The organism is Mycobacterium sp. Soil_C_30 (assembly GCF_057656995.1).
This window is the reverse complement of sequence record NZ_JBDGJH010000006.1, coordinates 230,928-243,697: the sequence shown is the minus strand read 5'-3', so window position 1 is coordinate 243,697 and position 12,770 is coordinate 230,928. Positions and strand designations below refer to the sequence as shown.

The window sequence follows — 12,770 nt, the reverse complement described above, 5'->3', positions numbered from 1 at the left end:
CCGCATGAGCGTACGGATGAGCCGACAACGGTTCGACGAGTTGGTCTCCGATGCCCTCGATCTGATTCCGCCGCAGCTGTCCGCAGCCCTGGACAACGTGGTGGTGCTGGTCGAGGACCGCAATCTCGAGGAACCGGATCTGCTCGGGCTCTACGAAGGCATCGCACTGACCGACCGCGACACGTTCTACGCCGGCTCCCTGCCGGACACGATCACCATCTACCGGGGCGCGCTGCTGCAGATGTGCGACTCCGAGGAGCAGGTGGTCGACGAGGTGGCGATCACGGTGATCCACGAGGTCGCGCACCATTTCGGCATCGACGACGAGCGTCTGCACGAGCTCGGCTGGGCCTGACACCCACCGCAAGGCGTGGGACGACCGGTTTGTCGGACGATGGTGGTAGGAACGAACACATGAACGAAGCATGTCGGGACTGCCGGGCAGATCATGAGCACTGCCACGGCACGCTCATCCGGCACGCGTTGTGGCGCACGGAATGCACCGAGGACGGTTGCACGGCCCCGGAATTGATCACCCACGGGTTCGTGATCGACTGCGACACCGTGGGCTGCGAGTGCGCTCAGCCCATGGGGTCGGCGGACGTCTTCGCTTCCTCGACGGCGTCGGCCTCCGGCTCGGGATAGAACGGCGGCGTCAGCGCACCCCACTGCAGGCAGCTCCACCGGCCATCGGTGATCGGCGCCAGCACCACCGATTCCGTGTTGGCCAGGTGATGGTCGAGGGCGAATGTGCCGTCCACTCCGGCCAGTACCGCGCCCACCAATCGGATGGCGGCGCCATGGCTGACGACGACGATGTCATCGGTCCACTCGTGATCGTCCAGATACCGCATCCGTAGGTCGGTCAACACCGGCACGTATCTGGCCAGTACATCGTTGGCGCTCTCGCCGCCGGGCATGGCGGCGTCGAGGTCACCTTCGTGCCACTGCTGGTACACCCGGCCGAACTCTTCGATGGCGGCGTCGTCGTTGCGGTTCTCCAGGTCACCGACCTGGACCTCGTGCAGACCTTCGAACTCGTGTGGTGCCACGCGCAGCAATTCCCCCGCTTCACCGGCGGTCTGCCGGGCCCGGGTGGCGATCGAATGGGCGAGCAGTCCCGGCTTGCGCTGGCGGCCCCGGGCGAACGCCCTCGCCTGATCACGGCCCAGGGGCGTGAGCTCGGCTCCCGGCGGCCGGGTGTCGAGGCGTTTTTCGACGTTGCCGTAGGTCTGTCCGTGCCGAAGCAGTATCAGTCGTCCACTCATGACCGCTGCCCCTGCCGGAGCTGTTCGAGCCAGTGAGTCGCCTCATCGAGTTCAGGGGGCAGCGCACCTGCGGCCGAGTCCGTCGGCCAAGATCCGAGATATCGCACATCGGCACAACGTCGGTGCAGCGCGGTGAGTGCCTCGGCGACCGCGGAATCTTCGATGTGTCCGACACAATCGAGGAAGAACACGTACGTGCCGAGTTCGACGCGGGTGGGCCGGGACTCGATCCGGGTCAGATCGATGTCGCGGATACCGAACTCCATCAGCGCGCTGACCAGCGCCCCTGGCACGTTCTCGAGGCGAAGTACCACCGAGGTGCGGTCGGCGCCGGTGCGTGCGGGCGGGCGGCCGGGCCGGCCCACCAGAACAAAACGGGTGCGCGCGTTCGGCTCGTCGACCACCCCGTCGGCCAGGGTGGGCAACTCGTACAACTGCGCGGCCAGCGCCGTGCTGACGCCCGCCTGGGCGCGGCCTGCCACGACGTCCTCGGCGGCACCGGCGTTGGAGATCGCGGGTACGACGGTGGCCTGTGGCAGGTTCTCGGACAGCCAGCGCCGCACCTGCGCGGCCGCGACGGGGAACGCGGCGACAGTGCTCACCCCGGCCGCTGCGGTACCCGGTGCCACGACGATGCTGAACGCGACGTCGAGGGTGAGTTCGGCGTAGACCTGAAGCGGTGAGCCGATGGCCAGGGAATCCAGGGTAGGCAGCACCGAGCCCTCGATGGAGTTCTCGATGGGCACACACGCGTAGACCGCGTCCCCGCGGCGCACCGCTTCCAGCGCGGCCGGGGTGCTGTCGGTGGGCAACGCCTCCACCGCAGGGTGGCCCGGGACCAGGCCGGCCTCCGTCATCTGGTGCAACGCCGCTTGCGAAAAGGTCCCGCGCGGACCCAGATACGCGATGCCGGTCACACCCAGACCCTATCGGGTAGCTCTTGCGCGACCTCCGCAACGCTAGTTAAGTTAGGCTTACCTCAGTTTGATTCTCAGCGGCTTGCGGAAGGTTATCCGATGACAGTGGCTTCGATTCCCGGGTCCACCGGCCCATCGACCGCCGAACGCATCAGGAGCGCCTGCGTGCGCGCAGGCAGCGCGCTACTGGCACTCGAAGGCGTCGAACCGGAGTCCACCCCGGTGCACCACCTACTGGCCGACGGCTCCTTCGCCACCATCGTGCCCATCCACAGCGCCGCCGCAGCCACTGTGCTGCACGCGGGGATGACCGGTGTGCAGGCGGTACTCGAGTTGACGGACTACGCGCCGCTGCCGTTGCGCGAACCGGTCCGTTCGCTGGTGTGGATCCGCGGCCGCCTGCGGCGCGTACCGGAATCCGCCGTTCGCGAGACCCTGGATCTGATCGCCGCCGAGGACCCGAATCCCGTTCTGCTGCAGGTCGGTTCGGAGTTCACCCTGCTACGCCTCGAGGTCGAGTCGGTGGTGGTGGCCGACTCCACCGGCGCCGAGTCCGTGGGTGTCGGAGCCCTGCTCGAGGCCGACCCGGACCCGTTCTGCGTGATGGAGACATGCTGGCTGCGTCACATCGACAACGACCACCGGGACGTGGTCGCGCGGCTGGCCTCCAGACTTCCCGGCACGCTGCGGCGCGGCCGGGTGCGCCCACTGGGGCTGGATCGGTACGGGGTCCGGCTGCGCGTCGAGGGCGACGACGGTGACCACGACGTGCGCCTGCCGTTTCCCAAACCGGTCGACGACGTCAACGGTCTGAGCCAGGCGATCCGCGTGCTGATGGGCTGCCCGTTCGTCAACGGATTGCGCGCGCGCCAGCCCTGAGCCACCGCGGTTACCGTTGCGGAGTGACCGAACCCGATGAGCTGACGGCCGCCGGCGCCACACCGCTGACGCCGCCCGAGCGCCGGGCGCTCAAGATCGAGATCGCCGTCGTGTTGGCGGTGACATTCGGGCTCAGCGCCGTCACCGCCACCCTGCGGCTGACCGACTTCGTCCTGCGCGGCCTGGCCGATCAGTCCGTCGCGCTCAACCCGCGCCGCTCGTACTTCGACCTGATCGACCTCGCGCTCAATCTCGCGGGGGTGGCCCAGCTGGTCGCCTGGGGCGCACTGGCCGTATACCTGTTGTGGCGCAACGGTTTCAGCTTGCCGCGCATCGGAATCGGCCGCTTCCGGCTGCGTCCCGACCTGCTGGGCGGGCTGGGCCTGGCCGCCTTGATCGGGATACCGGGCCTGGGGCTGTACCTGATCGCGCGGGCCATCGGCGTCAGCGCCGAGGTGGTGCCCACCGAACTCAGCGACACCTGGTGGCGCGTCCCGGTGCTGGTGGCCGCGGCCTTCGCCAACGGCTGGGCCGAAGAAGTGATCGTGGTGGGCTATCTGCTGACCCGTTTCGACCAGCTCGGCATCAACCCGGTCAAGGCGGTGGTGTGGTCCAGCGTGTTGCGCGGCGCCTACCACCTCTACCAAGGCTTCGGCGCCGGCGCGGGCAACTTCGTGATGGGCCTGGTGTTCGGCTACGCCTACCGGCGCTGGGGCCGGCTGTGGCCGCTGATCATCGCCCACGGGGTGATCGACACCGTCGCATTCGTCGGGTATGCGCTGCTGGCCCAGCATCTGGGGTGGCTGCAACCGGACCGCGTAAATTGACCTGGTGAACGACGACCGGCGAAGGCCCGCGCCTCAGCCGAACGCCGACCCGCGGATGCCGCGTCGGCCGCATCCCCAGCAGCTCCCGACGCCGCCACGCGAGCCGTCCCAGGTGATCCGCCGCGATCCCACCTACCGGCCACCACCCCAGATGCCTCCGCCGCCACCGCCTCAGATGCCCCCGCAGCGGCGCCCGCCGCCACCTCCGCGGCCGCGGCCCCCGGCTCCCCCGCGACAGGCGCCGCCGGCTCCCCCTCGACCACCGGCCCCCGCGCCCAAACCCACCCGGCGCCGGCGGGTGCCGATCCTGCGGCTGCTCCTGGCGCTGGTGCTGGTGGCCGTCATCACGGTCATCGGCATCGGATTCTGGGTCGACACGTCGCTGCACCGGATCCCGGCGCTGACCGACTACGCCGACCGGCCCGACGCGGCACGGGGCACCAACTGGCTGCTGGTGGGCTCGGACAGCCGGGCCGATCTGTCCCCCGAACAGCAGGCCGAGCTGGCCACCGGGGGCGACCTGGGCAACGGCCGAACGGACACCATCATGGTGGTGCACGTGCCGGGGCTGGGCTCCAGCGCACCGACCACCATGGTCTCGCTACCCCGCGACTCCTACGTGCCGATACCGGGTTACGGCAGCGACAAGATCAACGCGGCGTTCTCACTCGGCGGGCCGCAGCTGCTGGCGCAGACCGTGGAGCAGGCCACCGGACTGCATCTGGACCACTACGCCGAAGTCGGATTCGACGGGTTCGCCGCGGTGGTCGACGCCCTCGGTGAGGTGACGGTCTGCCCCACCGAACCGATCAGCGATCCGCTGGCCGGTATCGAGCTGCCCGCGGGCTGCCAGCAGCTCGGCGGCGCGCAGGCGCTGGGCTTCGTCCGCAGTCGCGCCACCGCCCGCGCGGACCTGGACCGGATGGCCAACCAGCGCCAGTTCATGTCTGCGTTGCTGCAACGCGCCGCCAGTCCGGCGGTCTGGCTGAACCCGTGGCGGTGGTACAGCGTGCCGCATGCAGCGGTCGATGCCCTGACCGTCGGCGAGGAGGACAACCTCTGGAGCCTGGCCCGGCTCGGCTGGGCGCTGCGCGGTGACACCACCACACTGACCGTCCCGATCGGTGAGTACACCTCCAACGGCTCCGGTGACGTGGTGATCTGGGATGAGACGGCGGCGACGGAACTGTTCGACGCGCTGGCCACGGATGCGCCGGTACCACAGTCGGCTCTGGACGCCCAGCCGTGACACGCGGCCGCTGGCAAACACACCCGAGAGTGTGAAGCAGATCACCGACTTAGGTCCGGATAACTTAGGAAAGCCTTTCATCGGTAAGGTCCACCTTGGATGAAAATGTCTCTGACCTGCGATATCTTCACGGGCATGACTCGTACCGACGCGCAGCACACGAAATTCAACGGCCTGCTCTCCGACCAGATCCGTAACGAGTTCACCGCTTCGCAGCAATACATCGCGGTCGCGGTGTACTTCGATGACGCCGACCTGCCTCAACTGGCCAAGCACTTCTACCGGCAGGCGGTCGAGGAACGCAATCACGCCATGATGCTGGTGCGCTACCTGCTGGACCGCGGCATTCATGCCGAGATCCCCGGCGTCGACGCCGTGCGCAACGAGTTCACCTCACCGCGTGCCGCGCTGGAGCTGGCTCTGGACCAGGAACGGACCGTCACCGAGCAGATCACCACGCTGGCCGCGGTGGCCCGCGACGAAGGCGACTACCTGGGCGAGCAGTTCATGCAGTGGTTCCTCAAGGAGCAGGTCGAAGAGGTCGCCTCGATGACCACCCTGCTGCGCATCGCCGACCGCGCCGGCGACAACCTGTTCCACCTCGAGGATTTCGTCGCCCGTGAGATGACCCACGGCGGCGCCGACGCCACCGCGCCCGCTGCCGCCGGCGGCACCCTGTAGCTAGTCCCGGCCCGCCCCGGTCAGCCCGTCCTGCAACCAGGACTTGGTGCGACCGGGGTGGTTGGTCGCGATCCAGGCCACGCCGACGTCGCGGCAGAAACCGACGTCCTCGTAGTGGTCGACGGTCCAGCAGTACAACGCGCGACCCTGCGCCGCCGCCCGGTCCACCAGTTCGGGATGCTCCCGCAAGGTGGTGATGGACGGTCCTACCGCGGTGGCGCCGACCGTCGTGGCCGCACTCCCGCCCAGGTACCGAGATGTCTCGCCCAGCAGCACGGTGGGCAGCAGCGGTGCCGCGCGCCGGATCCGCCAGACCGCCGCCGCCGAGAACGACATCACCACCGCACGGGACCGGTCCGCCGATGCCGGGGCCGCGATGCCGTATCGGTGCAGCAGCGCCAGCACCTTGCTCTCCACCAGCGCGCCGTAGCGCACCGGGTGCTTGGTCTCGATGAACAGCTTCACCGGGCGGTTCCAGTCCAGCACCAGGCTGACCAGGTCCTCGAGAGTCAGCAGCCCGGTGTCGCCCAGGCTGCCGTCAGGGCGCCAACTCCCGTGCCACGACCCGTATTCGAGCTTGCGCAGCTGCGCCAGGGTCATCTCGCTGACCAGGCCGGTGCCGCTGGAGGTCCGGTCGATCCGCCGGTCGTGCACACAGACCAGGTGCCCGTCCTGAGTCAGCCGGACATCGCATTCCACCCCGTCGGCACCTTCTTGCAGTGCCAGGTCGTAAGCCGCCAGCGTGTGCTCGGGCCGGTCTGCGGACGCGCCTCGATGTGCGACGACGAAGGGGTGGCGATCCTGCACTTCCCCGTGGACTTCCGGGTACGCCTCGTCGCCCGACCTCATAGGGCTATGCTGCAGGCTCCTGGCCGTTCGGCTCAACCGCAGCCTCGGATTTCTTGCGACGCCCCAGGTCAGCGGGTTCAGCGGCGACCATCACCCAGCGATGCGCCGGACGTTCCACCGGTTTGCGCTCGAACCCGAAGTACACCCGCGCCAGCGCGGCGACCGTGGCCGCCCCCAACAGGTAGGCGAATGTCACGGTGACGGTGTTGTCGGCGATGCCCTGGGCGTCGGTGGTGAAACTGGTGGCGATCGCGAAGATCGACACCCCGGTGCACAGCACCCACAGCACCCACCACACCAGGATCGGTTTCCGCATCCGGGTGTAGGAGTCCTCGGCCGTGGCCGTCTCGATCACGAACACCGGCGCCCACACCAAGTTCACCAGCGGTATCAGGCAGCCTGCCCACAACGCTCTGGAGGATCGTGGGTCCTCGTGGCCCCGGTGGGCGTAGACGGCCGCACGCCGCCGGATCAGCCACCCCGTCATCACCACCGCGGCGCCGATGACGGCGAACAGCACCGCGACACTGAGCAGCACGCCCAGCCACACCGCCGTCCATGCCACCACGGGTGGCAGCAGGGTGGTGCGGTTGATCACCAGCAGCAGGTAGCGGATGGCGTGGATCAGCGCGGCCGCGAGCATCACACCCCCGGCCGTGTAGAGCGTCAGCCGGACCGCGGTGGCGGACAGTCCCCGACGCTCCGGTTCGGTCGTCGTCGTCGACGGGGCGATCTGATCGAACAATCCCCATCGCGGGATCGCCGCGTAGCGCGGCGTCGGGCCGAGCGGTCGACGCTGCCGGTGCGGTGACGGTGCGGCACCGGGTCGAACCGCGATCCACCGGTAGCCGGTGGGCAGCCGGTGCGGACCCGGTGCATCGCCGGGCGGCCGGTGCCAGCCCGGGTCGGCCGGTGACGGATGGGCGCCGGCCTGCGCGGGCGCCGAGGGCGGCAGCAGCGCACCTTGGCAGCGCGGGCACCACTGGCGTTGTTTGTCGCGCACGTTCCAGCGGGTGCCGCACACCGAACACACCTGGATCACCGGACCAGCCTAACGGGGGGTTCGGTGTCGGGGTTCGGGGTCAAACGGTGCCGGGGCTGCCGTCGTCGGTGACGACTGGGCGGCCCGCACCGTTCCACGCCAGCATGCCTCCGTCGACGTTGATCGGCTCGTAGCCGTTGCGCTGCAGGTATTGCGCCACCCGTTGCGACCGGCCGCCGGCGTGGCAGATCACATACAGCGTCTTGTCGACGTCGATCTCGTGGATCCGTGCCGGGACGTCACCCATCGGGATGTGTTGGGCGCCGGGGGCGTGCCCACGCTGCCATTCGTCGTCTTCGCGTACATCGAGCAGAACCGCGTCCGCCCCGAATTCGGTGGGAAGCCCGGGGACGTCTGCCTGGGGGATCGCCGAGTCGTCCATACCGACAATCCTGTCACGCCGGGGCCGCGCTCAGCCATCCCCGATCGTCAGTGCAGGGCAGCTATCGCACGCTATCCACAGTTTCCACAGCTTTATCCACAGCCCCTTCAGGAGGCGCACAGGGTGTGTGCACGGGATACGACTCCGGTAGCGGCGGCGATTGTGGATAGAAGTGATCGTGATCTGGCCGTGATCAACAGCCTTGGCGAACGCCCGCCGGAAAGGGCCGGTCGGCTCGATTTTTGTCGTGGTACGAAACGGGGTTATGATCGCGCTCACAGGTCTTTTGCTGTGATTCATCTCACTGGGGGGACGATCATGACGGTGCAGGTCAGGTGTCTGTGATGGCGGCACATCCGATCGGACCGCAGTCTGCCGGCCAACCGCCGCACTGGTACTCGCCGTCGTCGGTGTACAACCGCTCGTATCTGCTGGCCGCGTTGCGCGCGGGCGTCATCGCACTCATTCTGCTCGCGGTTCTGGTTCTGATCGTCTTGACCTAGCGGCTCCGGCTGCCCCGGACCGTCCACACGACGCGATACGAACCCGCCGCCGGCACCACCCCGAACCGTCGGGAATCGACCACCCCGGGTGCGGCGGCATTGTCCGAACGCGCTTCGAAGGTCGCCTCACGTCCAGAGCCCTGTACCGCTCCGACACGCTTGATCAACCAACGCGACGGCAACCGCGGATCCGGGAACACCCGCAATTGATCGCCGCGCACCGCTCCCCCTCGCACTGCGAGGACACCGTCGCCGGGGGCCAGTGTGGGCAGCATCGAGTCCTCGACGACGAGGAACCGCCGCAGCGGCCAGTGCAGCCGAGATTTCCGCCGGATCACAAGGGGAGTGTAGGTTTTCGCGTCGCGCCGCTAAGGGTAGGTTAAGGCCATGCTGCATCGACTTTTTGCCAACGCCACTCCCGCCCACGCGCACTGCGACCTGTACTGCGGCGTCTACGACCCCGCGCAGGCCAAGATCGAGGCGCTTTCCTGCCTGAAGACCATCCAGAAGTACCACGACACCGATGACGAGCACTTCAAGGCACGCGCCATCATCATCAAGGAGCGTCAGGCCGAAGAGGTCAAGCATCACCTGATGGTGCTGTGGGCCGACTTCTTCACCAAGGACCACTTCGAGCAGTTCCCGAACCTGCACCAGCTCTTCTGGGAAGGTGTCCACGGTGCCGGTGACGTGAAGAAGTCGCTCGACGCCGCGGTCGCCGAGAAGCTGCTCGCCACCATCGACGAGATCTCCGACATCTTCTGGCAGACCGACAAGGGCAAGCAGATGGGCGTGTACCCGCCTGCCTGATGCTCACCTGACATGAGCCACCCGCCGGGGCGTCGCGCACACGCGTGGCGCCCCGACTTCGTCGGAGCCTGTTCACCTGCGCGTTAGCACTCGGATGCTCTTGCGTGCCAATGGGGTTGTAGCTCATCCTGTCTGAACCGACCCGCAGCTGTGTCGTTTGCAACGAGTCCGAACCGAGTAGTCGCGGAGGGCAGATGGAGTCAGGGTCAGGGCGGGCAATCGAACTCGCTCCGTTTCATTCCGGGGGCGCCCTCAAGGGTTTCGTGGTGTCCGGCCGCTGGCCTGATTCCACCAAGGAGTGGGCGCAACTGCTCATGGTCGCCGTCCGCGTTGCCTCGTGGCCGGGGTTGCTTTCCACGACAACCATTTTCGGCGTGCGCGAGGAACTGCCGGAGACTCCCGCGCCCGGCACCGTCGGACTGGTGCTCGCTGAAGGCACCGTCGTGGGCGACGCCGCCATTGCGCCAGGCCATTTCGCCGATCAGAACCCGCCGGCGCTGATGATGTTGCATCCGCCGTCGGAGACCACCCCGTCGCTGCCCGAGTGCAGCGGCGCGGCCTCGGGCTGCGTACTGCTGCCCGGGCTGCCGCACCTGGGTCTCGAACATCGGGCCGCATGGGTGGAAGCGGAATCCGACGGCACGGTGACGTCGATGGTGAGCCGCGTCGGTGTCGACCCGATCAGCCATCCGGACACTGCGATCCTGGCGATGCTCCTGGCGGCCTGAACGCCCGGGCCCCTAGGTGTTTCTCAGGAAACGCGGCTGTTCGTTTTTTCGTTCTCAGGACAGGACACGCCCTACCGCGTTCGTGTGTTGACCATCACAAACACCCTGATCCGGTCGCCACGAGAGCTGTGGCAATCACCGCCTGAATTCATCGCAACCCCTGACGCGCCCGCACGGCTCTGACCAGCACCGCCTCCGGCGCGGTCGTGGACCCGTGACGGATTCCGATGGGCGGGGACGGCACCATCTGCGCCGGTAGCCGCGTCGGTAGACCCCCCGAGCCCCGCCGCGGCTGTCATGATGATTCGGATCGCGTAGGCGGATTTTGCGGCAGCAAATATAGGCTGAGCACAGGAGACGCTCAGGAACGGTTGCCGGGTAACGCTCGCGTTTCGGCTGCCACCCCCGGATGGCAGCGTTTCGGCGGTACGCCAGCGGACCCGGCTTTTTCGGTCCGATGCACTATTGTCCTGCGCTTGCAATAGACCAGGATGCCCTGATCAGGGCCTCGGCGGCGGCGCGGGCCGAGAAACCTGAGAGTATGGGCGTCAATTTGCCAGGCGTTTGCACTTGGTTGTTGCCACAACTCTCGCTACGATGACTAGCAAATACGGCCACGGATATGAAGCGATGTCCACCTGTGGAGGTCTTTACAATGAGCACGACGTTCGCTGCGCGATTGAACCGCCTTTTCGACACGGTCTACCCGCCGGGTCGCGGCCCGCATACGTCTGCGGAAGTGATCGGCGCGCTCAAGGCGGAGGGGGTCACCATGTCGGCGCCCTACCTGTCTCAGCTGCGCTCCGGCAACCGCACCAACCCGTCCGCCGCAACGATGGCGGCTCTTGCGAACTTCTTCCGCATCAAGCCGGCGTATTTCACCGACGATGAGTACTACGAGAAGCTCGACAAGGAACTGACGTGGCTGGCCAACATGCGTGACGAGGGGGTCCGCCGGATCGCCGCTCGCACCGTCGGTCTGTCCCCCGAGGCCCAGCAGGATCTCGTGCTCAAGGCCGAGGAACTGCGGCGCAAAGAGCACCTGGACGACTAGGCGTTTCGACCGCTACGCGTCAGATCGCGGTACTGGCGCGCGATTTCGATGATCCATTCACGGTCGGAGTAGTTCTCCGGCTGACGCAGCATGCCCAAACCCGGGAACTTCTCACGGGCGTCGGTACCGGCGTGGATCCACTCGGCGACCGCGCGTGCCTGCTCTTTGGGGCCATCCAACTGGAGCGGCGCGGTGGCCGCGCCTGGGCGGTGGTGACCTGTCTGCGCCGCCGTCGCCTCCAGGAACAGCGCGTCCGAGATCAACGACAACCGCTCGGCGACCCGGAACACCAGGGGCCCGCGCGGACGGACGCCGATGCCGATATCGGGTTGGCGGCGCTCGAGTTCGGCCAGCAGCGGTTCCACCATCCGTAGTTCGCGCCGACCGGTGAACCAGTCCTCCACAGTGGGCAGCAGGGAACCCGCCGCCACCACGGCCATCGCCGTACCGAGCAACGTCACCGCGGTGCCGATGCCCACCAGGTGGGTGGTACCGAACGCCTGCATCAGGAAGAACGCGCTGGCCAGCAGCAGCAGCACGATCCCGACGGTGAAGACGAACAGCGCGCGGCCGCGCCGGCTGCGGCTGGAATGCCGCAGCCCCGCCCAGGACACCAACGTCAGCGCCAACAGGACGTACAACAGCGGCAGCAGCCAAGTCGTCGACAGGTGCGGTGTGCCCAGGTTGCGCACCAGGTACTCCTGCGGCGACATCTCCGGCTGCTGGCCGGCGGCCAGGAACAGCGCGAGGGAAACCACCGCGGTCACCGCCGCCACCCCGTACTGGATCATCGCGATCCGCCTGACCACCTTCGGCCGACGGCCCGAGGCGGCGGTGGTGATCATCACGCAACTTCCTGCGGCACAAGCGATCAGCGCGACCTGGCTCAAACCCACGGAGATGTTCGGCCAGTGCAGCAGGCTGTCGACCAGCAGCGCCAGCGGCTCCCAGTTGAGCGCGGCCACCAGCGACAGGCTGCCGAGCGCGACGATCATCGCCGTACTGACCAGAGACTGCTTGTTGACCAACGCCCACCCGATGCGTACGCCGGTCGCCAACGCGAGGAGACCGGCGATCACCCAGACTGTCAACCAAACGCCTCTCCGAGCCGGACCTGGACTATCGACGACCGATCCGACGGCCTCCGTCCCAGCCGGTAGATGAGCAGCGCGGCGAAATCTTCGGCTTCCTGCTCGGCGTCTTCACCGCTGGGTCCCATACAGCCCGTGCGCTGGTTGAGCATGTACCCGATCAGGTCATCGCTGGCGACCTCGGTGACCTGCCGAGCCGCCTCCACCACCGGCATGCCCTGGTGCCCGAGCACCAGATGACCGAGCTCATGGGCGAGGGTCCGCTGCCAGGTGGGCAGCCCGTGCTGGATCAGGAACACATCGTGTTCGGCGTATTGGCGCCATTGGCCGCACACCCCCATCGGGAGGTCGGCGAGTTCGATCTCGATCGGCCGCCCCCGGCTGGCGCTGACGGCCGTGACGAGCCGCGCCAACGAGACCTCCCCGCGTCGCGGTGCGAGTTCCAACACGTCGTTGACCGCTTTGGTCACGCGTCGGCCTGCCGCCATGT

General features: G+C 67.7%; 17 protein-coding genes. 9 read left to right on the top strand and 8 right to left on the bottom strand.

What is annotated here, in order from left to right:
* Window positions 1–4 precede the first annotated feature (4 nt).
* Window positions 5–355 carry a metallopeptidase family protein gene (locus tag AC3A6P_RS14120; RefSeq protein ID WP_487692199.1) on the top strand — a complete coding sequence of 117 codons (351 nt, stop codon included), beginning with the start codon at window positions 5–7 and terminating at the stop codon, window positions 353–355.
* Window positions 356–581: 226 nt separating this feature from the next.
* Here AC3A6P_RS14120 and AC3A6P_RS14115 read toward each other — a convergent pair whose 3' ends face one another.
* Complete coding sequence (locus tag AC3A6P_RS14115; protein WP_487692198.1) at window positions 582–1,268, bottom strand: histidine phosphatase family protein; 687 nt, start codon at window positions 1,266–1,268, stop codon at window positions 582–584.
* Window positions 1,265–2,185 (bottom strand): prephenate dehydratase, encoded by a 921-nt coding sequence (pheA, locus tag AC3A6P_RS14110; protein ID WP_487692197.1) that lies wholly within the window; start codon window positions 2,183–2,185, stop codon window positions 1,265–1,267. Before pheA ends, AC3A6P_RS14115 begins: the two co-directional genes overlap by 4 nt.
* Before the next feature lie 99 nt (window positions 2,186–2,284).
* On the opposite strand from pheA, the gene AC3A6P_RS14105 reads away from it, so the two are divergent.
* The 4 genes from AC3A6P_RS14105 (at window position 2,285) to AC3A6P_RS14090 (ending at window position 5,821) form a co-directional block, all read left to right on the top strand.
* Complete coding sequence (locus AC3A6P_RS14105) at window positions 2,285–3,064, top strand: DUF2470 domain-containing protein (protein WP_487692196.1); 780 nt, start codon at window positions 2,285–2,287, stop codon at window positions 3,062–3,064.
* A 23-nt stretch (window positions 3,065–3,087) separates the two neighbouring features.
* Complete coding sequence (locus AC3A6P_RS14100; RefSeq protein ID WP_487692195.1) at window positions 3,088–3,891, top strand: CPBP family intramembrane glutamic endopeptidase; 804 nt, start codon at window positions 3,088–3,090, stop codon at window positions 3,889–3,891.
* A 55-nt stretch (window positions 3,892–3,946) separates the two neighbouring features.
* Window positions 3,947–5,140 carry an LCP family protein gene (locus AC3A6P_RS14095; RefSeq protein ID WP_487692346.1) on the top strand — a complete coding sequence of 398 codons (1,194 nt, stop codon included), beginning with the start codon at window positions 3,947–3,949 and terminating at the stop codon, window positions 5,138–5,140.
* Between the two features lie 135 nt (window positions 5,141–5,275).
* On the top strand, window positions 5,276–5,821 hold the full coding sequence (locus AC3A6P_RS14090; protein ID WP_487692194.1) for a ferritin: 546 nt from the start codon (window positions 5,276–5,278) through the stop codon (window positions 5,819–5,821).
* Here the strand turns inward: AC3A6P_RS14090 and AC3A6P_RS14085 are convergent, their stop codons facing one another.
* The 3 genes from AC3A6P_RS14085 to AC3A6P_RS14075 are packed head-to-tail and all read right to left on the bottom strand — an operon-like array spanning window position 5,822 to window position 8,094.
* The gene (locus tag AC3A6P_RS14085; protein ID WP_487692193.1) at window positions 5,822–6,670 is read right to left on the bottom strand and encodes a glycerophosphodiester phosphodiesterase; all 849 of its coding nucleotides are present in this window, start codon (window positions 6,668–6,670) and stop codon (window positions 5,822–5,824) included. It lies immediately after the preceding gene.
* A 4-nt stretch (window positions 6,671–6,674) separates the two neighbouring features.
* A complete protein-coding gene (locus tag AC3A6P_RS14080; protein ID WP_487692192.1) occupies window positions 6,675–7,712 on the bottom strand; it encodes a DUF4328 domain-containing protein in 1,038 nt (345 codons plus the stop codon).
* 40 nt (window positions 7,713–7,752) lie between these two features.
* A complete protein-coding gene (locus tag AC3A6P_RS14075) occupies window positions 7,753–8,094 on the bottom strand; it encodes a rhodanese-like domain-containing protein (RefSeq protein WP_487692190.1) in 342 nt (113 codons plus the stop codon).
* 344 nt (window positions 8,095–8,438) lie between these two features.
* Here AC3A6P_RS14075 and AC3A6P_RS14070 point away from each other — a divergent pair, with 344 nt between their 5' ends.
* A complete protein-coding gene (locus AC3A6P_RS14070) occupies window positions 8,439–8,597 on the top strand; it encodes a hypothetical protein (protein WP_487692189.1) in 159 nt (52 codons plus the stop codon).
* Here the strand turns inward: AC3A6P_RS14070 and AC3A6P_RS14065 are convergent.
* Window positions 8,594–8,872 carry a S26 family signal peptidase gene (locus AC3A6P_RS14065; RefSeq protein ID WP_487692344.1) on the bottom strand — a complete coding sequence of 93 codons (279 nt, stop codon included), beginning with the start codon at window positions 8,870–8,872 and terminating at the stop codon, window positions 8,594–8,596. The genes AC3A6P_RS14070 and AC3A6P_RS14065 overlap by 4 nt on opposite strands.
* A 112-nt stretch (window positions 8,873–8,984) precedes the next feature.
* Between AC3A6P_RS14065 and sodN the strand changes: the two genes are divergently transcribed.
* The 3 genes from sodN (at window position 8,985) to AC3A6P_RS14050 (ending at window position 11,189) form a co-directional block, all read left to right on the top strand.
* Window positions 8,985–9,407 (top strand): superoxide dismutase, Ni, encoded by a 423-nt coding sequence (gene sodN / locus AC3A6P_RS14060; RefSeq protein ID WP_487692188.1) that lies wholly within the window; start codon window positions 8,985–8,987, stop codon window positions 9,405–9,407.
* A gap of 194 nt (window positions 9,408–9,601) precedes the next feature.
* On the top strand, window positions 9,602–10,135 hold the full coding sequence (locus tag AC3A6P_RS14055; protein ID WP_487692186.1) for a peptidase: 534 nt from the start codon (window positions 9,602–9,604) through the stop codon (window positions 10,133–10,135).
* A gap of 655 nt (window positions 10,136–10,790) precedes the next feature.
* Window positions 10,791–11,189, top strand: a complete 399-nt coding sequence (locus AC3A6P_RS14050; protein WP_487692185.1) for a transcriptional regulator — start codon at window positions 10,791–10,793, stop codon at window positions 11,187–11,189.
* Here the strand turns inward: AC3A6P_RS14050 and AC3A6P_RS14045 are convergent.
* Entirely contained in the window at window positions 11,186–12,280 is a 1,095-nt protein-coding gene (locus tag AC3A6P_RS14045; protein ID WP_487692184.1) for a hypothetical protein, read from the bottom strand. The two genes, AC3A6P_RS14050 and AC3A6P_RS14045, sit on opposite strands and share 4 nt — an antisense overlap.
* Window positions 12,277–12,768, bottom strand: coding sequence for an ImmA/IrrE family metallo-endopeptidase (locus tag AC3A6P_RS14040; RefSeq protein WP_487692183.1), 492 nt, complete (start codon window positions 12,766–12,768; stop codon window positions 12,277–12,279). Before AC3A6P_RS14040 ends, AC3A6P_RS14045 begins: the two co-directional genes overlap by 4 nt.
* Between the last annotated feature and the right edge of the window lie 2 nt (window positions 12,769–12,770).

Excerpts from the sequence above, each read along its gene's own strand:
- AC3A6P_RS14055 (WP_487692186.1), top strand. The coding sequence starts at position 9,602 with ATGGAGTCAGGGTCAGGGCGGGCAATCGAACTCGCTCCGTTTCATTCC.
- AC3A6P_RS14040 (WP_487692183.1), bottom strand. The coding sequence starts at position 12,768 with ATGGCGGCAGGCCGACGCGTGACCAAAGCGGTCAACGACGTGTTGGAA.
- AC3A6P_RS14050 (WP_487692185.1), top strand. The coding sequence starts at position 10,791 with ATGAGCACGACGTTCGCTGCGCGATTGAACCGCCTTTTCGACACGGTC.
- AC3A6P_RS14115 (WP_487692198.1), bottom strand. The coding sequence starts at position 1,268 with ATGAGTGGACGACTGATACTGCTTCGGCACGGACAGACCTACGGCAAC.
- AC3A6P_RS14095 (WP_487692346.1), top strand. The coding sequence starts at position 3,947 with ATGCCGCGTCGGCCGCATCCCCAGCAGCTCCCGACGCCGCCACGCGAG.
- AC3A6P_RS14075 (WP_487692190.1), bottom strand. The coding sequence starts at position 8,094 with ATGGACGACTCGGCGATCCCCCAGGCAGACGTCCCCGGGCTTCCCACC.
- AC3A6P_RS14085 (WP_487692193.1), bottom strand. The coding sequence starts at position 6,670 with ATGAGGTCGGGCGACGAGGCGTACCCGGAAGTCCACGGGGAAGTGCAG.
- AC3A6P_RS14070 (WP_487692189.1), top strand. The coding sequence starts at position 8,439 with ATGGCGGCACATCCGATCGGACCGCAGTCTGCCGGCCAACCGCCGCAC.
- AC3A6P_RS14090 (WP_487692194.1), top strand. The coding sequence starts at position 5,276 with ATGACTCGTACCGACGCGCAGCACACGAAATTCAACGGCCTGCTCTCC.
- AC3A6P_RS14065 (WP_487692344.1), bottom strand. The coding sequence starts at position 8,872 with ATGCTGCCCACACTGGCCCCCGGCGACGGTGTCCTCGCAGTGCGAGGG.
- AC3A6P_RS14120 (WP_487692199.1), top strand. The coding sequence starts at position 5 with ATGAGCGTACGGATGAGCCGACAACGGTTCGACGAGTTGGTCTCCGAT.
- AC3A6P_RS14105 (WP_487692196.1), top strand. The coding sequence starts at position 2,285 with ATGACAGTGGCTTCGATTCCCGGGTCCACCGGCCCATCGACCGCCGAA.
- sodN (WP_487692188.1), top strand. The coding sequence starts at position 8,985 with ATGCTGCATCGACTTTTTGCCAACGCCACTCCCGCCCACGCGCACTGC.